21 protein-coding genes are annotated in these 25,266 nt (G+C 32.3%); 12 read left to right on the plus strand and 9 right to left on the minus strand.

The window, feature by feature from the left end; translation table 11 throughout:
* Positions 1 to 2 precede the first annotated feature (2 nt).
* Positions 3 to 941, minus strand: a complete 939-nt coding sequence (locus VOI25_RS09625) for a glycosyltransferase family 2 protein (protein WP_323788854.1) — start codon at positions 939 to 941, stop codon at positions 3 to 5.
* Positions 942 to 2,747 carry an asparagine synthase (glutamine-hydrolyzing) gene (asnB, locus tag VOI25_RS09630; RefSeq protein ID WP_323788855.1) on the minus strand — a complete coding sequence of 602 codons (1,806 nt, stop codon included), beginning with the start codon at positions 2,745 to 2,747 and terminating at the stop codon, positions 942 to 944. It lies immediately after the preceding gene.
* 430 nt (positions 2,748 to 3,177) lie between these two features.
* On the opposite strand from asnB, the gene VOI25_RS09635 reads away from it, so the two are divergent.
* A complete protein-coding gene (locus tag VOI25_RS09635) occupies positions 3,178 to 8,163 on the plus strand; it encodes a T9SS type A sorting domain-containing protein (protein WP_323788856.1) in 4,986 nt (1,661 codons plus the stop codon).
* Positions 8,164 to 8,239: 76 nt separating this feature from the next.
* On the opposite strand, the gene VOI25_RS09640 is transcribed toward VOI25_RS09635, so the two are convergent.
* Positions 8,240 to 8,620, minus strand: a complete 381-nt coding sequence (locus tag VOI25_RS09640) for a hypothetical protein (RefSeq protein WP_323788857.1) — start codon at positions 8,618 to 8,620, stop codon at positions 8,240 to 8,242.
* A gap of 27 nt (positions 8,621 to 8,647) precedes the next feature.
* Complete coding sequence (locus VOI25_RS09645; RefSeq protein WP_323788858.1) at positions 8,648 to 9,847, minus strand: alanine dehydrogenase; 1,200 nt, start codon at positions 9,845 to 9,847, stop codon at positions 8,648 to 8,650.
* A gap of 99 nt (positions 9,848 to 9,946) precedes the next feature.
* Here VOI25_RS09645 and VOI25_RS09650 point away from each other — a divergent pair, with 99 nt between their 5' ends.
* Both VOI25_RS09650 and VOI25_RS09655 read left to right on the plus strand, forming a co-directional pair.
* Complete coding sequence (locus tag VOI25_RS09650) at positions 9,947 to 10,546, plus strand: hypothetical protein (RefSeq protein ID WP_323788859.1); 600 nt, start codon at positions 9,947 to 9,949, stop codon at positions 10,544 to 10,546.
* A 39-nt stretch (positions 10,547 to 10,585) separates the two neighbouring features.
* A complete protein-coding gene (locus VOI25_RS09655) occupies positions 10,586 to 11,167 on the plus strand; it encodes a hypothetical protein (protein WP_323788860.1) in 582 nt (193 codons plus the stop codon).
* Between the two features lie 5 nt (positions 11,168 to 11,172).
* Here VOI25_RS09655 and VOI25_RS09660 read toward each other — a convergent pair whose 3' ends face one another.
* The 5 genes from VOI25_RS09660 to VOI25_RS09680 form a co-directional block, all read right to left on the minus strand.
* Positions 11,173 to 11,529, minus strand: a complete 357-nt coding sequence (locus tag VOI25_RS09660; protein ID WP_323788861.1) for a hypothetical protein — start codon at positions 11,527 to 11,529, stop codon at positions 11,173 to 11,175.
* Between the two features lie 193 nt (positions 11,530 to 11,722).
* Positions 11,723 to 12,151, minus strand: coding sequence for a hypothetical protein (locus VOI25_RS09665; RefSeq protein ID WP_323788862.1), 429 nt, complete (start codon positions 12,149 to 12,151; stop codon positions 11,723 to 11,725).
* 52 nt (positions 12,152 to 12,203) lie between these two features.
* Positions 12,204 to 12,356: a hypothetical protein gene (locus VOI25_RS09670; protein ID WP_323788863.1), complete on the minus strand. Its 153-nt coding sequence runs from the start codon at positions 12,354 to 12,356 to the stop codon at positions 12,204 to 12,206.
* 151 nt (positions 12,357 to 12,507) lie between these two features.
* A complete protein-coding gene (tsaE, locus tag VOI25_RS09675; RefSeq protein WP_323788864.1) occupies positions 12,508 to 12,969 on the minus strand; it encodes a tRNA (adenosine(37)-N6)-threonylcarbamoyltransferase complex ATPase subunit type 1 TsaE in 462 nt (153 codons plus the stop codon).
* Positions 12,970 to 13,099: 130 nt separating this feature from the next.
* Positions 13,100 to 14,653 (minus strand): bifunctional response regulator/alkaline phosphatase family protein, encoded by a 1,554-nt coding sequence (locus tag VOI25_RS09680; protein WP_323788865.1) that lies wholly within the window; start codon positions 14,651 to 14,653, stop codon positions 13,100 to 13,102.
* Between the two features lie 35 nt (positions 14,654 to 14,688).
* Between VOI25_RS09680 and VOI25_RS09685 the strand changes: the two genes are divergently transcribed.
* The 9 genes from VOI25_RS09685 to VOI25_RS09725 all read left to right on the plus strand — a co-directional run bounded on the left by VOI25_RS09685 (position 14,689) and on the right by VOI25_RS09725 (position 25,235).
* Positions 14,689 to 15,912, plus strand: coding sequence for an HD domain-containing protein (locus tag VOI25_RS09685; protein WP_323788866.1), 1,224 nt, complete (start codon positions 14,689 to 14,691; stop codon positions 15,910 to 15,912).
* Between the two features lie 77 nt (positions 15,913 to 15,989).
* Positions 15,990 to 17,018, plus strand: coding sequence for a UDP-3-O-(3-hydroxymyristoyl)glucosamine N-acyltransferase (gene lpxD / locus VOI25_RS09690; protein WP_323788867.1), 1,029 nt, complete (start codon positions 15,990 to 15,992; stop codon positions 17,016 to 17,018).
* Positions 17,005 to 18,411: a bifunctional UDP-3-O-[3-hydroxymyristoyl] N-acetylglucosamine deacetylase/3-hydroxyacyl-ACP dehydratase gene (locus VOI25_RS09695; RefSeq protein ID WP_323788868.1), complete on the plus strand. Its 1,407-nt coding sequence runs from the start codon at positions 17,005 to 17,007 to the stop codon at positions 18,409 to 18,411. Before lpxD ends, VOI25_RS09695 begins: the two co-directional genes overlap by 14 nt.
* A 40-nt stretch (positions 18,412 to 18,451) precedes the next feature.
* On the plus strand, positions 18,452 to 19,237 hold the full coding sequence (lpxA, locus tag VOI25_RS09700; protein ID WP_323788869.1) for an acyl-ACP--UDP-N-acetylglucosamine O-acyltransferase: 786 nt from the start codon (positions 18,452 to 18,454) through the stop codon (positions 19,235 to 19,237).
* Positions 19,238 to 19,299: 62 nt separating this feature from the next.
* Positions 19,300 to 19,866 carry an elongation factor P gene (gene efp, locus VOI25_RS09705; protein ID WP_323788870.1) on the plus strand — a complete coding sequence of 189 codons (567 nt, stop codon included), beginning with the start codon at positions 19,300 to 19,302 and terminating at the stop codon, positions 19,864 to 19,866.
* Positions 19,866 to 20,804 (plus strand): UDP-3-O-(3-hydroxymyristoyl)glucosamine N-acyltransferase, encoded by a 939-nt coding sequence (locus tag VOI25_RS09710; protein WP_323788871.1) that lies wholly within the window; start codon positions 19,866 to 19,868, stop codon positions 20,802 to 20,804. The genes efp and VOI25_RS09710 overlap by 1 nt, the downstream gene beginning before the upstream one ends.
* On the plus strand, positions 20,801 to 21,205 hold the full coding sequence (locus VOI25_RS09715) for a nuclear transport factor 2 family protein (RefSeq protein WP_323788872.1): 405 nt from the start codon (positions 20,801 to 20,803) through the stop codon (positions 21,203 to 21,205). The genes VOI25_RS09710 and VOI25_RS09715 overlap by 4 nt, the downstream gene beginning before the upstream one ends.
* 82 nt (positions 21,206 to 21,287) lie before the next feature.
* Positions 21,288 to 22,160: a succinate--CoA ligase subunit alpha gene (gene sucD / locus VOI25_RS09720; RefSeq protein WP_323788873.1), complete on the plus strand. Its 873-nt coding sequence runs from the start codon at positions 21,288 to 21,290 to the stop codon at positions 22,158 to 22,160.
* 102 nt (positions 22,161 to 22,262) lie between these two features.
* Positions 22,263 to 25,235, plus strand: a complete 2,973-nt coding sequence (locus VOI25_RS09725; RefSeq protein ID WP_323788874.1) for a M16 family metallopeptidase — start codon at positions 22,263 to 22,265, stop codon at positions 25,233 to 25,235.
* Positions 25,236 to 25,266 lie beyond the last annotated feature (31 nt).

Here is a 25,266-nt window from a genome sequence, read left to right on the forward strand (position 1 = left end):
TATTATGACTTTATTGATTGATAGCCTGAAGAAATAAATTCCATAATTCTTGCAGGTAAAAGCACAACTAATACTGATCGAAAAGTTACGTTTTTTAAACTTATCGAATGTATTATTGCTTTTTTCAACTTTTTTCTAAATGCTTTATCGGGATCAATTTCCGTATTTCTACTTAATAAAAAATAATGACCTGTATAATAATGTGTTATATAATTATTAATAGATTCTTTTAATTGTTGTTTATCAACCACATTATTTATAATATATTCAGTTGCTCGAATTCCTGTTGAAATTTTCTTCAGTGTATATTTACTTCGTATAATGCTTTCATTTTCTGTGTTGTAATAATATAACGGGCTATTTAAATAGCCATTTTTAGATATTCTTTTCAGCACATCTATGATATAAAAGACATCTTGATGAATAATATGAGGTATAAATCTTAGATCCTTAACTAAAGATGTTTTAAAAATTCTTCTCCAAACCGAAAAACTAGAATTTTTTAAAACCCTTTTGGTTGCCGTAATAGGATCTTCAATTGTAAATGAATCATCAAAAGTATGTTCAGAATTTAAATTTTTAGGAACAATCTCGATGACCTCAAGATTGTTTGTAAGTAAATGATTCATCATGATTTCAATCATAGATAATTCTAAATAATCATCACTGTCAACATATGAAATATAGTCGCCAGAGGCCATATCTAAACCATCATTTCTGGCACAGCTAGAGCCTTCATTTTTAGTTTTGTGAATAACAACAACTCTTTTGTCTTTGCTTGCATAGTCATCACAAATCTGCCCACAATTATCTGGAGACACATCATTGACCAAAATAATTTCTAAATTCTGGTACGTTTGATTAAGAATACTATCGATGCACCTATGAATATAAGATTCGACATTGTATATTGGAACTATTACGCTTACTAAAGGGTTCATTTATAAAAAATTATATTCCTTGCACCATTTACTTAATGTATACAATTTCCAAACATGATGTGTATGATCTTCTTTTCCGGCCATGTGCTCATCTAGTATTCTTTTGAATTTTGAAACATCCAAATTGGGAACTTTATTCAAAAAATCATCATTTAAAGCAGTAAGAACTTCATCCTTCAGTTCATTACGCATCCAGTCACCAATGGGAACGGCAAAACCTCTTTTAGGTTGATTAAACACGTCTTCCGGAATATACTCTTTCAATATATCGCGTAGAATTTTTTTCTGTCTACCTTTTTCATATCTAAAAGACATGGGTAAAGTTCTTGCATATTCTACTATTCTGTAGTCTAAAAACGGACTTCTTACTTCTACCGAATACGCCATACTAGCACGATCGACTTTCACATTGCTATCATTTTCTAACCATAGCTTTATATTTAAATCTGCTGCTTTTTGGAGGAAAATATTAGACCATTTTTTGTAGCCTTGATAATGCTTCATCCAATCTTGCTTTTTCTCTTTTAACAAAAATCCTTTTCTAGAAAATATATTTTCAATAAAATCATTTCTGGTTTTCGTATTTAAAGCATTTCTTACTCTATGCGAATTAATTTTAAAAGCGTTTAAGAAAATAGGTTTTGCTAAAAACTTTCTAATTAAATATGGAATATCAATAATAGATTTGTGTCTTACCAGAGAGTCAAAATAAGGATATCCAATAAAACTTTCATCACCACCATCTCCAGAAAGGGCGACGGTTACATATTGCTTGGTTATTTTATTCAGTAATAAAGAAGGCAAAGCAGAGCTGTCTGCAAAGGGCTCGTCGAATGCATCAACTAGCTTTGGAATTAAATTTAATATATCTTCTGGATTACAAATCGTTGTTTTATGGTTGGTGTCTAGGATTTCAGCATATTGTTCAGCAATTTTACTTTCATCAAATTTTGGGTCTTCAAATCCTATAGAAAATGTATTGACCTTAGTAGGTGATACCTTTGCTGCAATACTAGATACGAGAGCAGAATCAATGCCTCCTGATAAAAAAGACCCAATTGGAACATCCGATTGAAGTCTAATCTTCACCGCATCAATTAATAATTCGTGTAGTTCTTTTTTTGCTGTTTCGTAACTAATATCTTTAACCTTTACATCTTTTAAGTTCCAATACTCATCACTAGTTTTCTTATTAGTGTTGAAATCTATTTCCATGTAATTTCCGGGAGGAAGCTTAAAAACATGCTCAACTATTGTATAAGGACTTGGGATGTACATACAATCAAGAAACATTGAAATGGCTTCATTGTTAATCTGTTTCCCTTTAAGTAATGGCTTTATTTGACTACAAATTTCAAATTCTCCATCATTCCAATAATAATAAAAGGGTTTAACTCCAAGTCTATCTCTAGCAGAAAATAAGGTATTGGTTTCTGAATTGTATATACTAAATGCAAACATTCCATTTAGTTTTTGTAACACATTTTTACCCCATTCTTTATACCCAACTAATAAAACTTCGGTGTCACTCTCTGTAGTAAATGTATAACCTAAGCTTAATAGTTCTTTTTTTATGTCTTTATAATTATAAATCTCACCATTAAAAACAATATGTAGTTTTTCATACTGCATAGGTTGGTGAGAACGTGCGTTTAAATCTAAAATAGATAATCTAAGATGACCAAGAGTGAGTTTGTCTACTGATTTAATTCCTAAATAATCAGGACCTCTAAATGAAATAGATTTTAGTTTGCTTTCTATTTCATTGTTATCATAAGGAATATTAGTTAAGTAAATTCCACACATGCTTTAAAGTATTAATTTGGGGTAAATATTATACAATTATCAAATGTATAAATTAATTTATAATAAAGATGTTTATGGAAAAACATTAGATAAAAAGGTGTATTTAGAGTATGAAATACTTATACCTAGCACATAATTTAGGACCTGTAATTGCAATTATTAATTTGGACTTATTAACAATTACCTGTTAATTACTAATTCATTTTCTGTAATCCAACAACATATTTCGTCACGTATATATTTTTTCGATGATTTACATTTCATTTTATTTCATTATAAAATTTGATTCTAGAAATTTTATTAAGTAAGTGTATTCTTACTTAATTGTGCATTTCATCGAAAATATTTAACCATTTAAAGATGAAACGTAAATTTTTACTTATAATTGTCACATAATTAATAGCAAATAGTAGTCCCAAACCTAAAAATTATGAAATCCCCAAATTTTCAATTCCATTTATTTGGAAGTACCAATTCTGTATTTAAATTAGTATTTCTTTTTCTATGTCTTTTAACGTTTACAACGAGCTTTGCGCAGCCAGCTTTCCCTACAGCTTATGGAGGTGGAGCTTACGCAACTGGAGGTAGAGGAGGTAATGTTTATCATGTAACCAATTTATTAGACGATGGTTCTGTAGGTTCATTTCGTTGGGCTATTGCTCAACCTAGACCAGCAACTATTGTCTTTGATGTATCTGGTACAATTGATTGTACAAATTATATGATAATCCAAGGACAAGATTTAACAATTGCTGGTCAAACTGCTCCAATTGGAGGAATAACGTTTACGTTTTCTGACCCTAACCATTTATTTAGATTTTGGAATGTTGAAAACATGATTGTTAGATACATTAGAATTAGAATGCAAAGAGATAATAATAATATAGGTCTTGATGTCTATGGAAATGGTACAGAGGCAAGAAACTTAATTTTTGATCATTGCTCGATAAGTTATGCAGGTTGGACAGGTTTTGGTTTAAGAGGTACAAATAGTTATAATAATACTTTTCAAAATGGAATAATTGCCGAATGTAAAACAGGATCCATTTTTGGAGATGTCGATCTCAATTATATAGATGAAAGTTATGATAATAGTTTTATAAATAACTTCTTTTATAATACATCTCATAGATTTTGTAATCCAAACAGTACAGCAGGAGGTTCAAGTACTGGTCGAGTTGATATGATTAATAATGTTAGTCAAAACCATAGATTCAGATTAAGTAGAGCTTATGGTGAAATAAAATTAAATCATATTAATAATTATTATGCTGCGGGTTCTAATACATCATTATCATTTACTAAAATGAATCAACTTAATGGTTCTTTTAATAATGTAGAAATTTATACTTCAGGTAATATTATGGATAAAGGATTGTTTACAGATCCAAATGCCGACAACAGATTAATTTGGGCTGAATTTAATAGTGGTAATGCTAATCAAAATGCTCCATTAAGTGAGTTTGTTAGCACACAACATCCTTTAATAGGTAGACCTTTAAACATCAAAACGGCTACAGAAGCTTATAATGATATTATTAATAATCCAACTATTGGTGCGAGTGCATCTTTAAATGCAGATGGATCAATTTCTCCAAATTATGATGCAAATGATCTTGCTTACCTAGCAAAAACTGCTGAAGGAGAAGGTGCTTATGAAGATTATACTACTGGTAATGCTGGTACAGATAGAAGCTTTTTTTATGAGCAACGTTATTTTGATTTTTTAGCTAGTATATCTTCAACTCCAGTTAATACAAGACCAGCTAATTACGATACTAATAATGATGGTATACCTGAAATATGGTTTGCAGCTAATGTTCCAAATGGAGCAACTGCTTCTGATATATCTCCAAGCGGTTATTCTTATTTAGAATTATTTTTAAATAGTGTTGATATTGATAATAACATGACATTTCAAGTTTCTGCTGGAAATGATGTTACTATCTGTGATGGTGGATCTACTACATTAACAGCCACTGGTGCTGATTCTTATGTATGGTCTCCAGGAAACATATCTGGAAATTCTATAGATGTTAATCCAATAACAGATACAGTATATACAGTTACTGGATCACATTCAGATGGTAGTACAACTACTGATGATGTGATTGTAACTGTTAATCCAATCCCAAATGTAGATGCAGGAGCTGATGTTTCTATCAATTACGGTAATTCTACTGTGTTAACTGCAAATGGAGCTGATAATTATGTTTGGAATACAGGAGAAACAACACAAAGTATTACAGTTAACCCATTAATTGAAACTACATACACGGTTACAGGTACAACAGACACCTGTCAAAATACAGATGCCGTCACAGTTTTTATAGTTGGCAACCAGGTTGTTGCCAATGCTGGAGACGATCAAACGATTTGCAATGGATCAGTAGCTACTTTAACCGCTACAGGAGGAGTTGCTTATGTTTGGAATACTGGAGAGACCACTGCAAGTATTAATGTTAGTCCATCTAACACTACAACATATACTGTAACAGCCTCTGACGCCACAGGAACAGTTTCGGATACAGATGACGTAATTGTCTCTGTGAATGATTTACCAACAGTGGATGCAGGTGTAAATGTATCAATTACTGAAGGAGATAGTACAACCTTAACAGCATCAGGAGCAACTACCTATTTATGGAATACAGGAGAAAGTACCCAAAGTATTACTGTAACTCCAAGTGATGACACCATTTTTACAGTCACTGGATTCCAAAATGGATGTGAAGCTATAGATGACGTTTTAGTTAATGTAGAACCAGTAAACATAGTTGCCAATGCAGGCGATGATGTCACCATCTGTGAAGGTGAAACGGTAACGCTTTCGGCTTCAGGAGGACCAACTTACCTTTGGAATACGGGAGAAACAACATCTTCAATAGATGTTAGCCCTAATGCAACAACAACGTATTCAGTAACGGTATCCAATTCACAAGGAACAAGTTCAGATGAAGATCAAGTAACGGTTTTCGTAAATAATTTACCTACTGTAGATGCAGGTGTAAATGTTTCAATTATTGAAGGAGATAGTGCAACATTAACGGCATCAGGAGCAAACACGTATTTATGGAGTACAGGAGAAACAACTCAAAGTATAACAGTGTCTCCGAGTGATAACACTATTTATACAGTCACAGGGTTCTTAAATGGATGTGAAGCTACAGATGATGTTTTAGTCAATGTAGAAACAGAAAACGTAGTTGCCAATGCAGGTGATGATGTTACCATATGTGAAGGCGAAACAGTAACACTTACTGCCATTGGAGGTTCAATCTTTCTTTGGAATACAGGAGAAACTACATCGTCAATAGATGTCACTCCAGATGGAACAACAACGTATTCAGTAACGGTATCCAATTCACAAGGAACAAGTTCAGATGAAGATCAAGTAACGGTTTTTGTAAATGATTTACCAACTGTTTATGCAGGCGTTAATGTTTCAATTATTGAAGGAGATAGTACAACATTAACAGCATCAGGAGCAAATACCTATTTATGGAGTACTGGAGAAAGTACTCAAAGTATAACAGTGGCTCCAAGTGATAATACAGTTTATACAGTCACAGGATTCTTAAATGGTTGTGAAGCTACAGATGACGTTTTAGTCAATGTAGAAACAGAAAACGTAAATGCCAATGCAGGTGACGATGTTACCATTTGTGAAGGTGAAACAGTTACCCTTACCGCTATTGGAGGTACAATATTTCTGTGGAGTACAGGTGAATCAACGTCTTCGATAGAAGTTGCACCAAATACAACCACCACGTATTCAGTAACGGTTACTAACACGTTAGGAACAAGTTCAGATGAAGATCAAGTAACGGTTTTCGTAAATGATTTACCTACTGTAGATGCAGGCGTAAATGTTTCAATTACAGAAGGAGATAGTACAATGTTAACAGCTACAGGAGCAAACACATATTTATGGAGTACAGGAGAAAGTACTCAAAGTATAACAGTAGCTCCAACTGATGATACCATTTATACAGTAACCGGATTCTTAAATGGTTGTGAAGCAACAGATGACGTTTTGGTTAATGTTGAAACAGAAAACGTGGTTGCCAATGCAGGTGATGATGTCACTATATGTGAAGGCACAACAGTAACGCTTTCAGCTTCAGGAGGATCCACTTATCTATGGAATACGGGAGAAACATCAGCTTCAATAGAAGTCACACCAAATGCGACAACAAACTATTCAGTAACTGTTTTTAATACGCTAGGAACAAGTTCAGACGAAGATCAAGTAACGGTTTTCGTAAATGATTTACCTACTGTAGATGCAGGCGTAAATGTTACAATTACAGAAGGAGATAGTACAATGTTAACAGCTACAGGAGCAAATACGTATTTATGGAGTACAGGAGAAACAACGCAAAGCATTATAGTTAATCCAATAAACTCTACAATTTATACGGTTACAGGATTCTTAAATGGTTGTGAAGCATCAGATGACGTTTTAGTCAATGTAGAACCAATTGTGTTTACAGCGAGTGCTGGTGACGATCAATCTATTTGTGAAGGTACTTCAGCAACACTTACGGCTTCTGAAGGAGATGCGTATTTATGGAGTACTGGAGAAACAACTCAGAGTATTGTTGTAAGTCCATGGGCTACAGAAACCTATACAGTTACTGTATTCGAAGGAGATGAACAAGCTCAAGATGATGTAGTTGTTATAGTCAACTTAAATCCGAATGTTAATATCGTAAATGGAGGTGAAGTAACCATCCTTGAAGGAGAATTTATTACGCTTTCTGCAAATGGAGCGAATACTTACGAATGGAATAATGGTGCAACACAACCCAACATTGCTGTTAGTCCGTCATTATCTACAACATATTCAGTAACAGGTTATATTAATAACTGCTCAGATGAAAAGTCGGTGACTGTAAATGTAGTAGAAGCTGTTGAAGCTTATGCAGGTGAAGATCTTGTAGTTTGTGCTAATGAAATGATTACACTTACAGCTGAAGGTGGAGAATTTTATTTATGGAATACAGGAGAAGAAACCCAAAGTATTGAGGTGATGCCAGGAGAAGATACAGAATATTCAGTATTGGTTTACAATGCATTATCTTCAGATGAAGCGACTGTTATGGTTTATGTTAATGATTGTGAACCAGAAGAAATTCCAATTGTAGAACAAGAGTTTAATTTCTTAATATACCAAGATGTTAGTGCTGATGTACTAAAGTTTAAAATCTCTGGTATGGATAGAGTAGATGTTGATCAACTAGTAATTTACGATCTTAATGGTAGAATCGTTTATAGAGAAGAAATAAAAAGCAATGAAAATACGCAATCATTAGACAAAGAAATCAATAGCTCTCAGTTTTCAAGAGGTATTTATATTGTCCGATTGATTTATGATGATACAGAAATATTGAAAAAAATCCCAATAAGATAATTTTAATTTGTGTTAGTCAAAAATGCCAATATGTTCGTTTGAAGATATTGGCATTTTTAATTTGAGTACTACTAATTTAATTAGTTTCTAGAAATGTAATAGAAAGTATTGTTGCTGTCGAATCACAATTTTCAATCCGCATTTCTAAGTCCTTGTCTTTATAGGTGTTTTCGATAAGGTATGTTTTGCAACCTTCACCTTGAGTTTCACTTTTTGAAAAATTCACATCACTAGTTTTAATGAGTTTAGAAATCATTAATGTATCTAAACTATACCTTGACATGGAAACTTTAGCCGCATCGGTGTATGATTTCTTCTTAATAGAAATATTTTTAATTGTTCTGGCATCTGGTCCATAATCGCAAGATGTTTTTTTTCCGCTTAAAAAAAAAGCAAGAACAACAAGACCAATAGAAAATCCGCCTAAGTAGTAGCCAATTCGGTGTATTAATTTCATAAATGAAAATTAGAGATTCTGTTTTTACTAGAAAATTAACAAGTTAACATCGCTACAGTCTAAATCGAACCAATCAGCAACAGATTTATTAGTTAAAATTCCGTGGTAAAAATACAACCCATTTTTTAAACCACGATCAAAACGAATGGCATTTTCAATTCCACCATCTTCAGCAATTTTAAGCAGATAAGGCGTAAAAATATTACTAATAGACACTGAAGCTGATCGTGAGTAACGTGCAGGAATATTTGGAACACAATAATGGGTAACACCATTATAGTCAAAAGTAGGCTTGTCATGGTTAGTAATTTCGCTTGTTTCGAAACATCCACCCATATCTATACTTACATCTATAACTACAGACCCTGTTTTCATAGTATCAACCATAGATTCTGTAACAATCACTGGTGAACGGTTTTTTCCTCTAACGGCACCAATAGCAACATCGCAACGTTTAAGAGCCTTAATCAGATTTTTGGGCTGTAAAGTTGAGGTGTAAATAGTACGTCCTAAATTAGCCTGGATACAACGTAGTTTTGTAATAGAATTATCAAAAACTTTGACATTTGCACCTAATCCTATAGCAGAACGAGCGGCAAATTCGCCAACCGTTCCAGCACCAATAATAACCACTTCTACAGGTGGCACTCCACTTATGTTGCCAAACATTAATCCGTTACCACCATTAACATTCGATAGTAATTCGGAAGCAATTAAAATAGAAGCAGTGCCTGCAATTTCGCTTAAACAACGGACTGCTGGATAAGCGCCATCATCATCTTTTATAAATTCGAAAGCTAATGCTGTAACACGTTTTGCTGCTAAAGCTTGAAAATAGGATTTATGTTGTGTTTTAAGTTGTAACGCAGAGATTAGTATGGTCTGCGGATTAATAAGTTTTATTTCGTCTAAAGAAGGTGGCTCAACTTTAAGAATAATTGGGCAGGAGAATACTTTGGCCGTGTCATTAGTGACTTCAGCTCCAGCTTCACTATAGGTTTTATCTTTAAAATTAGCACCTTTACCAGCACCAGCTTCAATCATTACGCGATGGCCATTAGTTACTAATGCTGAAACTGCGTCTGGAGTTAAGCAAACACGTTTTTCCTGGAAGTAAGTTTCTTTTGGAATTCCTATGAATAGGTTGCCTTTTTGTTTTAAGATTTCAAGAGTTTCTTCCTGTGGAAGTAATTGCGCTTTGGTAAAAGGAGATTTAGATTTACTCATTTAGCTTTAAATTGAAATTTCAAATTACAAATAATTATTTAATAGTTTAAATAAAAGTTTATATATTAGATGTAGATAATTTTCTATATTTAATAATCTATGAAAGATTTTAAATTAAATGATGTATTAATATCGATTTTAATTATTTCGATAACACTGCTATACTTTTTGGATAAATATTTTATTCCTCAAGGGATAGAAACTATAACTATTTATGGGTTTGAAATTGGAAGTTTTGGGTTTTTGGATATTGGAAGTTTTGTTAATTTTTTAAAAACAAAAATTCTTATTATTTTATTCGGTACGATATGGTTTCTTACTTGCAGACATTGGTGGAAACCTGCAATTTTAATCCTTATAACCATCGAATTCACTAAATTGATTGTAACCTTTAATTCAAGTATTGAGCATATCGATGCGATAGATTACTTAATTAGTTTACCAATAACTGTTCCTTTTATATTGGTACTATTATATATTTCAAACAAGTTGAATTCCTATAATTTAAAAAAAGAATTAAGGACCAAAGTTGATAATGAAATTGACGAAGTGTTTTTCCAATTACAAGAAGTAAAAATTAATGAATTTGAAAAATTAAAAAGTGCTCTTGATGAAATTAAGAAAGAGAAATCTATAATAGATACTAAAGAGTATTTAGAAAAAATAATTTTATTAAGAGACAAATTTTATAATACTTAAAAGATGAAATTGGGATATAAGTTCGCAAATAATAAGAAAATGAAAAGGGATTTATTCGTTATGGTGCTAATTATGGCATTGCCCTTTCTTTTTTATTTGTATACAATTTCCCCTAAAAACACAAAAATTTGGAAGACACAATTTTACACTTTTAATTCAGGTTATTTCGAAACTATTGATTTGTATTTTTGGACATTAAGTATTAAGTTTCTAACGATTGGATTATTATCTATTTGGTTTATTAGTTGTCTTAGAAAATGGAAATATGTCCTTGTAATTCCCATATGTTTTGAGTTTTACAAATTGTTTGTAAATATTAATTATGCTGAAAACGGAAGCCAAGATATTAATCTTATAAAAGTTTTATTTATATCGGCTTTATTTTTAGCACTTTTGATAGTTTCTAGTATAAAGTTGCAGTATGTTACTCAAGGTAATAAAATCAATAATTTAATCAATGAAGAAATTAATAATCAATTGATTAAGATTTCTAATTTTGATTCAAATGACTATAAATTAATAAAGAAAGAATTATTGGTTTTAAAAAGACAAAAAGGAATAATTGAAAGAAAAGAATACCTAATTAAACTAATAGAATTAAGAGACCGTCTAACAGTTTGATATTGTTATTTTTTTGAATCCTCAATTTCTTTTAAAATTTCATCTAGAAGAGCTTTTTTCTCATCAGACCATTTAGACTTCAATCGGTTATCGATATAAGATTCAATTTCCTGTGCACTTCTTATTTTTGGACTTTCTTGTTCAGTGATAAACATTTCGCCTTTTCCAGTTATAAGCCAAACCAAGTTGACTTGCGGATATTCTTTAACGATACGTTCAATAACATCACTCCCAACAGAAGCGTTATTCTTTTGCATTCGCAAGATGTAACCATTAGCGGTACCAATTGAAATATCAAATTGTCGAGCACTTAATTTCAACTCTGAAATAAGTTCTATTATACGATGTACTGTTTTGCTCATAATTATATAGGGATTAATTTTGAGTAAATTATAAAATGTAATTTTTACAAATGTAAATTTTTTATCTTATATAGTTTAATAATGAAGACTATATTCTATATAAAGTTATTAAACGAATAGAATCTTATTTATTAAATTATAAAACAAGATTATTAAAGTTTCTATTATACAAAGAAGTTAAAATTGAGTATAATTAAAAATACTGTCGAACTTTATCAAAAAAGTTTTTAGGCTTGAGCATGAATTCTTCCTCTAATTCTTGCATAGTTTTATCTGCATCATTTAATTTATTAAACATTTTTGCTCTAATTAAGTAAATGGATGGAATTACTATCGCCATAACTGGTAGTAAATACAAAAATTGGTTGGAATCTGCAAAAGACAAATCGTCATTGAGAATTACAATAATTTGATAAAGATACATAGCTATGGGTACTAACAAGGCATGATACCACCATTGTCTGCAGGTAAAAAACCAAACAAAAATTAAAAATAAAGGAATAATTTTATTAGTTAGTGTCCATGCCAAAACATATACACTTTGATAGTATGAACTTTCATAAGTAAATAGAAAAGTGTCCCAGATTCTTTGATCTGGAACACTTTCATATACTGTAAACAAATAAGGAGTTGAAGCTATAATTATACCAATTATAGTTCCAAAGATAATATTTCTATTTCCCTCCTCCTTGACCAGGAACTTTGATTCTTGATTTTTCGATTTCAGTTTTGATTTGTCCATCTAAATTGATTAAATCAGTTGCTTGAGCTGTGAATGCAAATCCACCGATAATCGCAATGGCTAATAAATACTTCTTTGTTTTCATAATATAAGGGATTAATTAATTAATTGTTCAAATATACTTCGAGAGTACACTTTATTACAGTTAAACGAGTGTTAAAAACAACTCTATTAATCGTCTTATGCTTACGGTTTTTCCGTACTTGCCAGTAAATATGCGGTGTAAAGGTGTCTATTTATTGTTGCATTTTGCAACGCTCATAAGCAGGTTTTTGGGTTAATAATTCGTTTTGGCTCAATTTGAGGGTTCTTGAGATCTTATCTTTTTCTATTATCGTAATCTTACTTACACCTTCAGGGAGTAAGTTTGATACGTTTTCTGGCCATTCTATAAACAACCAATTTGTATCTGAATTTAAATAGTCTTCAAAACCAAAATTTAAAGCTTCCATTTCATCAGATATACGATACATATCAAAATGAAAAATAGAACCTGTTGAAGACTCGTATTCATTAACTATAGAATATGTCGGACTAGTAACATCGTCAGAGCTTCCCATAGCTTTAACCATTGCTTTTATAAGGGTTGTTTTACCAACTCCCATAGTGCCATGAAACAATACAATTTTTGAATTGATTTGTTCTAAAAGCCTTGTGGCTACCGACTCTAGTTCGTTTATGTTATAGTTTATTTCCACGGTTAACGTACTAAATTTTAAAACTCAAAGCATACTTTAAGTAAAATTCATAGGCAATGATACGTATAAATTTCGAGAAAAACTAGAAAAAAGTGTATTTCAACGGATTTTTCTGCATTACACAGATTTTTTACTTCGGATTCATGACCACAAAAGGAATGATCATTTCTTCTAGAGAGACACCTCCATGTTGGTATGTATTTCTATAATAACCTACATAATGATTGTAATTATTTGGGTAGGCTAAAAAATAATCGCTCTTAGCAAAAATGAATGAACTACTCATAGTAATACTTGGTAAACAAATGCTTTTAGGATCTTTAACCGCTAAAACTTCTTTATCTTCATACGTTAAACTTCGTCCAGTCTTATAACGTAAATTCAGACTAGTATCACGATCTCCAATAACTTTTGACGGATTCTTAACATTAATGGTTCCGTGGTCTGTAGTTAAAATTAATTTGAAACCTAATTGTTGTGCCTGCTGAATCATTTCAAGCAATGGCGAATTTTTAAACCAACTTACTGTTAAAGAACGATAAGCCTTGTCATTTGAAGCCAATTCTTTTACAACATCCATTTCAGTTTTAGAATGTGATAGCATATCTACAAAATTGTATACAATCACAGAAAGATCATTGTCTTTTAGTGTTTTGAAATTTTCAACTAATTTTTTTCCAGCTCTGAGATTAGTGATTTTATGGTATTCGGTTTTTAAATTCTGAAGCCCTAAACGCTTTAATTGTCCTTGTAAAAATTCATTTTCGAAAAGATTTTTTCCACCTTCGTCTGTGTCGTTTTTCCAGAGTTTTGGATGAAGACGTTCCATATCACTAGGCATTAAACCTGAAAAAATGGCATTTCTTGCGTATTGAGTCGCAGTTGGTAAAATGCTATAAAAAGGAACTTCAGACACTTTCTTATAGTAATTATTTACTATAGGTTCAAAAGCTTTCCATTGGTCATAACGCAAATTATCTATGACTATCAAAAGTGTTGGTTGATTGTCACTTAATTCTGGTACAACTTTATCTTTAAACAACGTATGAGATAGAGTAGGTGCATCACTTTTATGGTCAAACCAATCTTCGTAGTTTTTTTCAATAAATCTTCCGAATTGATGATTAGCTTCATTTTTCTGAGATTCCAGAATTTCTGTCATACCAACATCTTCAATGTCTTCAAGCCTTAATTCCCAATACACTAATTTTTGATAAAGATCACTCCATTCTTCAAAGGTATTAACCATAGATAAATCCATAGCTATTTTTCTAAACTCTTGTTGATAATTAGACGTAGTTTTTTCAGATACGAGTCTTGAATGATCTAAATTCTTCTTTAAACTCAATAAAATCTGATTCGGATTTACAGGCTTTATAAGGTAATCAGCAATTTTATTACCAATAGCTTCTTCCATAATATATTCTTCCTCACTCTTAGTAATCATCACTACTGGAAGATTTGCACGCCTTTCTTTAATCTCATTTAGCGTTTCTAATCCTGTTAAACCTGGCATGTTTTCGTCTAAAAAAACAATATCAAAATTAGTGTCATCTATAATTTCTAGAGCTTCAGTACCACTTTGACAAGTGGTTACGTTATACTGTTTTTGTTCTAAAAAAAGAATGTGAGGTTTTAAAAGATCGATTTCATCGTCAACCCAAAGAATATTTATAGTGTTCATGTATATTTGTTTAATATTAATGTAAACTTTAATGTTTGATGGCAAGTAACAAACTTAAAATCTTTAACGATCCAATTTACGGATTTATTACTATTCCGAGTTCGCAAATTTTCGATTTAATTGAACACAAATACTTTCAGCGATTACGTCGTATCACTCAAATGGGTTTGTCATATTTAGTTTATCCTGGAGCAAATCACACCCGATTTCATCATGCCATTGGATGTATGCATTTAATGCAAAAGGCGATTAATGTGCTTCGTTTTAAGGACGTTACGATTTCTGAAGAGGAAGAACAGGCATTATATTCTGCCATTTTATTACATGATATTGGACATGGGCCGTTTTCTCATGCCATGGAACATAGCATCGTTAATGGAGTCTCTCATGAAGAGATTTCATTGTTATTTATGGAAAAACTCAATAAAGAATTTAACGGAAGTTTAACGCTTGCAATTAAAATCTTCAAAGGAGATTATGAACGTCCGTTTTTATGTGAGTTAATTTCTAGTCAGTTAGACATGGATCGAGCAGATTATTTAAAACGGGATAGCTTTTATACTGGAGTGGCTGAAGGTAATGTTAATAGTGAGCGTTTAATTACAATGTTAAATGTTGAAAATGATAGGTTAGTAGTTGAAGAAAAAGGTATTTATAGTGTTGAAAAATTCCTTGTGGCAAGACGTTTTATGTATTGGCAAGTCTATCTTCACAAAACGGGATTAGTTGCAGAACAGTTGTTAACTAGAGTTCTGAAACGTGCAAAAGAATTGACTAATTCTGGAATTGAACTTCCATCAAGTAAAGCCTTACGTTATTTTTTATCCAATGAAGTGTCTATTGAAAATTTTAATGATGCTACATTAGAAACTTTCTCAAAACTTGACGATACCGATATTGTTTCTGCAATGAAAGAATGGCAATATCACGATGATTTTGTGCTCAGTAATTTGTGTGAAATGATAATTAATAGAAATCTGCTAAAAATAAAATTAAAAAATAAGCCAATAAAGCCTAAGCTATTAGAGACTCATCTCACTGATTTAATTGAAAAACATAACATTTCAAAAGATGAGGCTCAATATTTTGTATTTATAGATAGCATATCAAATCAAGCTTATCAATCTAAAATGCAAGCCATTAAGATTCTTCAGAAATCTGGTAAAGTAGTTGACATAACTAAGGCTTCAGACCAGTTTAACATTAAAGCGTTGTCTAAACCTGTAACAAAATATTATATCTGCTTTCCAAAGACTTAAAGAGAATTACCAGCTGATACATAAACTACTGATAATCTACTATAAATATGTGATACATTTTTTCTATTTTTGCGAGAATGAAGTTTACAGCAGAACAAATAGCTGGAATCTTAGAAGGAGACATTATAGGTAATCCTGATGTTGAAGTTTCTAAGCTTTCAAAAATAGAAGAAGGTACAGAAGGCTCTTTAACCTTTCTGTCTAATCCTAAGTATACATCATACATTTATTCTACAAAGGCTTCTATAACTATTGTAAATAAAACATTTCAACCAGAACAGGAGATAAGTACCACACTAATAAAAGTGGATGATGCTTATAAATCGTTTTCTAAACTTTTAGAATACTATAATCAAGTAAAACTTAATAAGCATGGTATTGAACAGCCATCGTTTATATCAGAATCAGCTAACTTAGGAAGCGATATTTATGTTGGAGCGTTTAGTTATATAGGTGATAACGTTCACATTGGAAATAATGTTAAGATTTTTCCAAACACCTATATAGGAGATAATGTTACCCTTGGTGATAATACCATAATCTTCTCGGGTGCTAAAATTTATTCTGAAACTGTTATAGGTAACCATTGTGTAATAAATTCAGGTGTGATAATAGGAGCAGATGGTTTTGGTTTTGTGCCAGATGAAAAAGGAGAATATAGTAAAGTTCCTCAAACGGGGAATGTTATTATTGAAGATTATGTAGATATAGGAGCAGCTACTACAATAGATAGAGCAACATTAGGTTCTACAATAATAAGAAGAGGTGTGAAGTTGGATAATCAAATTCAGATAGCCCATAATGTAGAAATTGGTAAAAACACGGTTATTGCAGCTCAAACTGGAATTGCGGGTTCTTCAAAAATTGGGGAGAATTGTCTTATTGGTGGACAGGTTGGAATCGCTGGACATATCACTATTGGAAATAATGTTAAAGTTCAAGCACAATCAGGAATAGGTCGTCATGTTAAAGACAATGAAGTACTGCAAGGTTCTCCATCGTTTAATTATGGAGATTGGAATAAATCCTATGTATATTTTAAAAATTTACCTAAGATTGTGAAAACGATTAATGATTTAGAAAAGAAAGTAGATGGCAATAATTAAAACAGACGTTAAACAAAGAACAATAGAAAGAGAAATTTCTCTTACAGGAGTTGGATTACATACGGGTAAAGATGTAACGCTTACGTTTTGTCCTGCACCAACAAATAACGGGTTTTCATTTAAAAGAGTTGATCTTGAAGGTTCTCCAGTTATTGAAGCTGATGCAAATTATGTAACGAATACGCAACGTGGTACCTGTTTGGAAAAGAATGGTGTAACGATTCAAACTTCTGAGCATGTTTTGGCTGCATTAGTTGGTTTAGATATTGATAATGCTATTATTGAATTAAACGCTTCAGAGCCTCCAATTATGGATGGTTCTTCAAAGTTTTTTGTTGAAGCTCTTGAAAAAGCAGGCATTGCAGATCAAGATGATTTTAGAGAAGAATATGTCGTAACCGATGTGATATCCTATTCTGATGAAGAATCTGGTAGCGAAATAATAGTTATGCCAGCTAAAGAATATCAAGTGACTACAATGGTCGATTTTGGGACTAAAGTCTTAGGCACACAAAATGCAACACTTAATCATATATCTGATTTTAAACAAGATATTTCAGATTCAAGAACATTTAGTTTCTTGCATGAACTTGAAACTTTATTAGAAAATGGATTAATAAAAGGTGGCGATTTAAACAATGCTATTGTATATGTAGATAAGGAATTATCTGCTGATACCATGGAAAAACTTAAAATAGCATTCAAAAAAGACTCTATATCTATTAAGCCAAACGGTATTTTAGATAACCTTACACTTCATCATCCAAACGAAGCAGCTCGACATAAATTATTAGATGTAGTTGGAGATTTAGCGCTTGTAGGTACTAGAATAAAAGGAAAAGTTATTGCAAATAAACCTGGACATTATATCAATACACAGTTTGCAAAGAAAATATCTAAGATTATAAAAAATGAACGTCGTAATAACGTTCCACAAATAGATTTGAATCAAGAACCATTAATGGATATTATTCAAATTATGGATATGTTACCACACAGACAACCATTCTTGTTATTAGATAAGGTCTTTGAGCTTTCAGAATCTCATGTTATCGGAATGAAAAACGTAACGATGAACGAAGAGTTTTTTAAAGGTCATTTTCCAGGAGCTCCTGTAATGCCTGGAGTACTTATTGTTGAAGCTATGGCACAAACAGGAGGAATTTTAGTGCTGAGTACAGTACCTGATCCTGAAAACTACTTGACATTCTTTATGAAAATAGATAAAGTTAAATTCAAACAAAAAGTTGTGCCTGGAGATACACTTATATTTAAATGTAACTTAATTACGCCTATTAGAAGAGGAATTTGTCATATGCAAGGCTATGCTTATGCCAATGGAAAACTCTGCGCAGAAGCAGAATTAATGGCACAAATTTCAAAAGTAAAATAAAAGCGAGCACAGTTTTACCGCTTTAATAAAATAATATAAAATGAACCAACCTTTAGCATACGTACATCCTGGAGCTAAAATAGCTAAGAATGTAGTCATCGAACCTTTTACAACCATATATAGTAATGTTACTATTGGAGAAGGTACTTGGATTGGAAGTAACGTTACCATTATGGAAGGCGCTCGCATTGGGAAAAATTGCAACATTTTTCCTGGTTCTGTAATTTCAGCGGTTCCTCAAGATTTGAAATATAATGATGAGGACACGTTAACAATAATTGGCGACAATGTGACGATTAGAGAATGTGTAACAATAAACAGAGGGACTACAGACAGAATGAAAACTGTCATTGGTGATAATTGTTTAATAATGGCTTATTGTCATATAGCTCACGATTGTATTGTTGGTGATAATTGTATTTTTTCTAATAATAGCACATTAGCTGGTCATATTAATGTAGGCGATTTTGTTGTTTTAGCAGGTATGACTGCGGTGCATCAGTTTTGCTCAATAGGAAACCATGCCTTTGTAACTGGTGGTTCTTTGGTAAGAAAAGATGTTCCACCATTTGTCAAAGCAGGACGCGAACCCTTATCTTATGTAGGAATAAATTCTGTGGGACTTCGTCGTCGCGGATTTTCTACTGAAAAAATTAGAGAGATTCAAGATATATATAGAATTCTTTATCAAAAAAATTATAATAATACCCAAGCTTCAGATTTAATAGAGGCTGAAAAAGAAGCCACGACTGAACGTGATGAGATTCTTCAATTTATAAAGAATTCTCATCGAGGAATCATGAAAGGTTATTTTAAATCAAATTAATTTAATAGTTTAAATAAACGCTATAGCTAGCTCATTGTTAGTTAAGTATAAAAAATAAATTTATGGCAAGTACTTCAGATATTAGAAACGGATTGTGTATAAAATACAACAATGATATCTATAAAATTATAGAATTTCTTCATGTTAAACCAGGTAAAGGTCCTGCTTTTGTGAGAACAAAAATGAAGAGTGTTACTACTGGTAAGGTTCTGGATAATACATTTTCTGCAGGCCATAAAATTGAAGATGTTCGTGTTGAAACTCATAAATTTCAATATCTATATAATGATGGAGAATTTTATCATTTCATGAATGAAGCGGATTATACTCAAATTAGATTACTTGAGGCGGCTATTGATAGAACTGACTTATTAAAAGAAGGTGAGGTGGTTACGATTCTTATCAATACAGAAGATAATATGCCATTGTCAGTAGATATGCCTGCAACTGTAATTTTAGAAGTTACAGCAACTGAGCCAGGTGTTAAAGGTAATACTGCAACTAACGCAACTAAGCCTGCAACAGTAGAAACTGGAGCTGAAGTTAATGTTCCTTTGTTTATTAATGAAGGCGATAAGATAAAAATTGAAACAGATAAGGGTACTTATAAAGAGCGTATCAAAGAATAATGAAGTTTCCAAAACCGTATACCCTTAAAGATATTGCAGCAATTATTTCAGCAGGTTATGTTGGAGCATCTGATTTTCCTGTGCTTGGAATGAACGAAATACATGTTGTAGAATCGGGAGATATTGTTTTTGTTGATCACCCAAAGTATTACGATAAGGCCTTTCAATCTGCAGCTACAATTGTACTTATTAATAAAGAAGTAGACTGTCCTGAAGGGAAAGCATTATTAATTAGTGATGACCCATTTAGAGATTTCAATAAGCTGACAAGATATTTTAAACCGTTTCAATCATCATCGACATCCATTTCACCTTCAGCTAAAATTGGAGAAAACACTGTAATTCAACCAAATGCTTTTGTTGGTAATAATGTGGTCATTGGTAACAATTGTATCATACATTCTAATGTTAGTATTTATGATGATACTATAATTGGACATAATGTAACCATTCATTCAGGCACTGTTTTAGGTGCAAATGGATTTTATTATAAAAAGCGTCCAGAAGGTTACGATCAATTGCTATCTGGCGGACGTGTAGTTATTGGTGATCATGTTGATATTGGTGCTTGTTGTACTATTGATAAAGGTGTTACTGGAGATACAACCATTGGAGATGGTTCAAAGTTAGATAACCAAATACAAATTGGTCACGATACCATTATTGGTAAAAAATGTTTAATTGCGTCGCAAACAGGAATTGCAGGTTGTGTTGTTATTGAAGATGATGTTACAATTTGGGGACAAGTTGGTACGGCTAGCGGAATAACAATAGGAGCTAATGCAGTAGTGCAGGCTCAAGCTGGTGTTACGAAATCTATTGAAGGTGACAAGGTGTATTGGGGAACTCCAATTCAAGAAGCACGATTAGAATTAAAGCGTCTAGCTTCAATTAAACAAATACCAAGAATCTTAGAAGAATTAAAAAAATTAAAATGAATCCAAAAGACGTAGTAAAAAGTTTTTATGAATCTGATATAGCTAAAGATGAGAATATCATGGCCTATTTTCATGAAGATTGTGAGCTTAATTGGAATAGTAGTAAAGGGTTTAAAAAGTTAAACTTTCTTGGGATTAAAGAAATGTTGGAAGGTGTTCAAAAATCCTATCTTTCCTTTAAGTTTAGGGTGAGTCATCTTTTACAGGATAATAATACAATTACGTCTAGATATACCATATATGCTACCACAATTGAGCGTCCTGAAAAGGAGGAGGCGTTGGCACATTTCATAACTATTTGGGATGTTAAGGATGGTAAAATGTACAGAGGATTTGAGATCAGTCAGTTAGCAGATAATAGTTCTGATAGTTTAAATTCATTTGCAGAAATAAAAGTTTAAAAAGGTTTAAAAATCATAATCAAAAACTTATTTTTGCAAAGCGAATTACCAATTTAAAATTCAACAAATAAATCAAACACAAATGAGCGTTTTAGTTAATAAAGATTCAAAAATAATTGTACAAGGTTTTACGGGTAGTGAAGGAACTTTTCATGCTGGTCAAATGATTGAATATGGTACCAACGTAGTAGGTGGTGTTACTCCAGGTAAAGGAGGTCAAACACACCTAGAAAAACCAGTTTTTAATACAGTTCAAGAAGCTGTAGAAAAGGTTGGAGCTGATACAACTATTATTTTTGTTCCACCAGCTTTTGCTGCTGACGCTATAATGGAAGCTGCAGATGCAGGAATTAAAGTGATTATTACAATTACTGAAGGAATTCCAGTTGCAGATATGATAAAAGCTTCAGATTATATAAAAGGAAGAGAGTGTCGCTTAATCGGTCCTAACTGTCCAGGAGTTATTACACCTGGTGAAGCTAAAGTTGGTATTATGCCAGGATTTGTATTCAAAAAAGGAAAAGTAGGTATCGTTTCAAAATCTGGAACTTTAACTTATGAAGCTGCCGATCAAGTTGTGAAACAAGGCCTAGGAATTACTACTGCTATTGGTATAGGTGGTGATCCAATTATTGGTACTACGACGAAGGAAGCTGTTGAATTGCTAATAAATGATCCAGAAACAGAATGTGTAGTAATGATTGGGGAAATTGGAGGTCAACTAGAAGCAGATGCTGCTAAATGGTACCAAAACAGTGGAAGTAAAAAACCAGTTGTTGGATTTATTGCAGGAGAAACTGCTCCAGCTGGTCGCACTATGGGTCATGCAGGTGCAATTGTAGGTGGTAGTGATGATACGGCTCAAGCTAAAAAAGCAATTATGAGATCATGTGGAATTCATGTTGTAGATTCACCTGCAGAAATAGGAAAAAAAGTGGCTGAAGTTATTAGTTAAGCTACTGTTAAAATATATATAAAAACATCACGTTATCATTCCGTTAGCTTTATTTTAGCTAACGGAATTTTTTTTTAAACTAACAAACACTATATCACAAACATGAAGTACATTAAATTAGTTGCTTTGGTTGCTTTTGTAGCAATAGCTTACAGTTGTAAAACCGAAAACAATAACAAAGATTTAGCCTACGCTGTCGAGGCTCAAAAAGATGCTAATGGGTTTTCTTATGAAACTGTAGCTAATGACCCAACAGGCTTGCGATTATATACCCTAGATAATGGTCTTAAGGTGTATATGAGTAAAAATAGCGATGAGCCAAAAATCCAAACCTATATTGCTGTAAGAGCTGGTTCTAACTATGACCCTAAAGAATCTACAGGTTTAGCTCATTATTTGGAGCATATGGTATTTAAAGGAACAAGTAAAATTGGAACCGTTGATTGGGAAAAAGAAAAAGAGTATTTAGATCAGATTTCAGAGTTATATGAGCAACATAGAGCAGAAACTGATCCAGATAAAAAGTTAGAGATTTATAAAAAAATTGATGAGGTCTCTTTGGAAGCTTCAAATTACAGTGTTGCAAATGAGTATGATAAAATGACAAGTTCCCTCGGAGCTACAGGTACTAATGCTCATACATGGTTTGAAGAAACAATTTACAAAAATAAAATACCAGCCAACGAACTTGATAAATGGTTGACTTTAGAGCATGAACGTTTTGGTGAATTAGTTTTGCGTTTATTTCATACAGAATTGGAAGCTGTATTTGAAGAGTTTAATAGAGGTCAGGATAATGATGGTAGAAAGCGTTATGCAGCAATGCTAAAAGGCTTATTCCCAAATCATCCTTATGGTCAACAAAGTACAATAGGTATAGCTGAACATTTAAAAAACCCATCTTTGGTTGATATCAATAACTATTTCAATAAATATTATGTGCCTAACAATATGGCAATGGTTTTAGTTGGTGATTTAGATTTTGATGCTACAATCAAAAAAGTTAATGAAACTTTTGGCAAGTTAGAAAAGAAAGAGGTTGTGCACCCAACTCTACCAAAAGAAGAGCCAATTACGTCTCCAGTAATTAATGAAGTATTTGGGCCTACAGCAGAAAGTGTTTCCATCGCATTTCGATCTCAAGGTGTTAACACCGAAGAAGAAAAGTTAATGACCGTTGCAGATATGATTTTAGCTAATGGTAATGCTGGTTTAATTGATTTGAATCTAAACCAAAAGCAAGCTGTGCAATATGCTGGTTGTTCTCCAACATTCTTAAATGATTATGGTTATCATTCGTTTAGTGGAGCTCCAAAAGAAGGTCAAACGCTTGATGAAGTTAAAGATCTATTACTAGAGCAAATTGAAAAACTTAAGAAAGGTGAGTTTGAAGATTGGATGATTGATGCCGTTGTAAACGATTTAAAATTAAGTCAAACTCAGCAGTATGAAAATAGTACAGCATTAGCTACTATGTATTATAACGCATTTATTCATCATGAAGATTGGTCTAGAAAAGCTGGATTTTTAGATGATTTAAAAAAGGTAACAAAACAGGAGGTCATTGATTTTGCTAATAGGTTCTACAAAGATAACTACGTGGTAACGTATAAGCGTCAAGGTGAAGATAAATCTATTGTAAAAGTTGCTAATCCAGGCATCACACCTGTTAATGTGAATAGAGATAAAAGTTCTCAATATATGCAAGATTTCAATAAGTTGAAATCTGCAGATTTACAGCCAAAGTTTGTTGATTATAAGAAAGCAATCAAAGAAACAAAGATGAATAATGGAATTAAAGTTTCTTATATTGATAATGAATTAAATGATTTATTCGATATGAATATCATTTTTGATATGGGAAGTGATAATGATAAGAAATTGGGACTTGCTGCTGGTTATATGGAGTATTTGGGTACTGATAAATATTCTGCTGAAGAACTGAAAAAAGAATTCTACAAATTAGGAGTTAAATACTACGTGAGTGCTGGTGCAGAAACTACGTATGTTGGTTTAAATGGTTTGAAAGAAAATTTACCTAAAGGGTTGGAGTTATTAGAGCATTTATGGAATAACGCTGTGCCTGATCAAGAAGCTTATGACAAATATGTTGAATCAATTACAAAAGGTAGAGTAGATGGTAAATCTCAAAAAGGAAATATCTTATGGAATGGATTAATGAATTACGGGAAATATGGTGATAATTCTCGTTTGAGAAATATTTATCAAACAAATGAGCTTAATGCTATGAATCCTTCGGAATTAGTCGATATCATAAAAGGAATGAAAAACTTTGAGCAACGTGTGTTTTACTTTGGAAAAGATATCGATGCGGCAGTTGCAGCTTTAAATACAAATCATAAAGTTGTTGAACCTTTGAAGGCGTATCCAGAAGCAATGGCTTATCTAGAAAAAGAAACAGGTGGAAATGTCTATTTTGTTGATTTTGATATGGTGCAATCTGAAATGCTTTTCTTAGCGAAAGGTGAACCTTTTAAAGCCGAAAACATGGCTGCTTCAACTTTATTTAACACCTACTTTGGTAGCGGGTTATCATCTATTGTTTTTCAGGAAATTAGAGAATCAAAATCATTAGCATATTCGGCGTTTTCTAGTTACAGTACAGCAAGTAAAAAAGAAGATAATAATTACGTAATGGCATACATGGGAACTCAGGCTAATAAAATGCCTCAGGCTGTTGAAGCTATGATGGAACTTATGACTAATATGCCAGAAGCTGAAGAGCAATTTAATGCTGCTAAAGAAGCTACGCTTAAAAAGATTGCTGCACAGCGTATTACGAAATCTAGTGTGTTTTGGAATTATGAGCGTCTAAAGAAATTAGGTATCGATAATGATAATAGAGAGGAAATGTACAATACCATAAAAAACATGACTATGGATGATTTACGTAGTTTCTTTAATACTAATATTAGTGGAGAAAGTTATAACGTAATGGTCATTGGAAACAAAAAAGATATCGACTTTAGTGCTTTAAATAAGTTAGGAAAAGTACAAGAAATGGATGTTGATTATCTATTTAATTACGAAAAACCAGAGGAGGTTAAAATGTAACACAGATAATGTAAGTAATAAAAAAGGCAGT

This window comes from Psychroserpens sp., from assembly GCF_034670085.1.
In the GTDB taxonomy this organism is placed as follows: Bacteria; Bacteroidota; Bacteroidia; order Flavobacteriales; family Flavobacteriaceae; genus Psychroserpens.

What these genes read in the sequence shown, in the direction of transcription:
- VOI25_RS09640 (WP_323788857.1), bottom strand. Translation starts at nt 8,620, where the DNA reads ATGAAATTAATACACCGAATTGGCTACTACTTAGGCGGATTTTCTATT.
- VOI25_RS09710 (WP_323788871.1), top strand. Translation starts at nt 19,866, where the DNA reads ATGAAGTTTCCAAAACCGTATACCCTTAAAGATATTGCAGCAATTATT.
- VOI25_RS09695 (WP_323788868.1), top strand. Translation starts at nt 17,005, where the DNA reads ATGGCAATAATTAAAACAGACGTTAAACAAAGAACAATAGAAAGAGAA.
- VOI25_RS09725 (WP_323788874.1), top strand. Translation starts at nt 22,263, where the DNA reads ATGAAGTACATTAAATTAGTTGCTTTGGTTGCTTTTGTAGCAATAGCT.
- VOI25_RS09650 (WP_323788859.1), top strand. Translation starts at nt 9,947, where the DNA reads ATGAAAGATTTTAAATTAAATGATGTATTAATATCGATTTTAATTATT.
- lpxA (WP_323788869.1), top strand. Translation starts at nt 18,452, where the DNA reads ATGAACCAACCTTTAGCATACGTACATCCTGGAGCTAAAATAGCTAAG.
- VOI25_RS09670 (WP_323788863.1), bottom strand. Translation starts at nt 12,356, where the DNA reads ATGAAAACAAAGAAGTATTTATTAGCCATTGCGATTATCGGTGGATTT.
- VOI25_RS09625 (WP_323788854.1), bottom strand. Translation starts at nt 941, where the DNA reads ATGAACCCTTTAGTAAGCGTAATAGTTCCAATATACAATGTCGAATCT.
- VOI25_RS09635 (WP_323788856.1), top strand. Translation starts at nt 3,178, where the DNA reads ATGAAATCCCCAAATTTTCAATTCCATTTATTTGGAAGTACCAATTCT.
- VOI25_RS09660 (WP_323788861.1), bottom strand. Translation starts at nt 11,529, where the DNA reads ATGAGCAAAACAGTACATCGTATAATAGAACTTATTTCAGAGTTGAAA.
- lpxD (WP_323788867.1), top strand. Translation starts at nt 15,990, where the DNA reads ATGAAGTTTACAGCAGAACAAATAGCTGGAATCTTAGAAGGAGACATT.
- VOI25_RS09715 (WP_323788872.1), top strand. Translation starts at nt 20,801, where the DNA reads ATGAATCCAAAAGACGTAGTAAAAAGTTTTTATGAATCTGATATAGCT.
- VOI25_RS09655 (WP_323788860.1), top strand. Translation starts at nt 10,586, where the DNA reads ATGAAAAGGGATTTATTCGTTATGGTGCTAATTATGGCATTGCCCTTT.
- sucD (WP_323788873.1), top strand. Translation starts at nt 21,288, where the DNA reads ATGAGCGTTTTAGTTAATAAAGATTCAAAAATAATTGTACAAGGTTTT.
- VOI25_RS09680 (WP_323788865.1), bottom strand. Translation starts at nt 14,653, where the DNA reads ATGAACACTATAAATATTCTTTGGGTTGACGATGAAATCGATCTTTTA.
- asnB (WP_323788855.1), bottom strand. Translation starts at nt 2,747, where the DNA reads ATGTGTGGAATTTACTTAACTAATATTCCTTATGATAACAATGAAATA.
- VOI25_RS09645 (WP_323788858.1), bottom strand. Translation starts at nt 9,847, where the DNA reads ATGAGTAAATCTAAATCTCCTTTTACCAAAGCGCAATTACTTCCACAG.
- efp (WP_323788870.1), top strand. Translation starts at nt 19,300, where the DNA reads ATGGCAAGTACTTCAGATATTAGAAACGGATTGTGTATAAAATACAAC.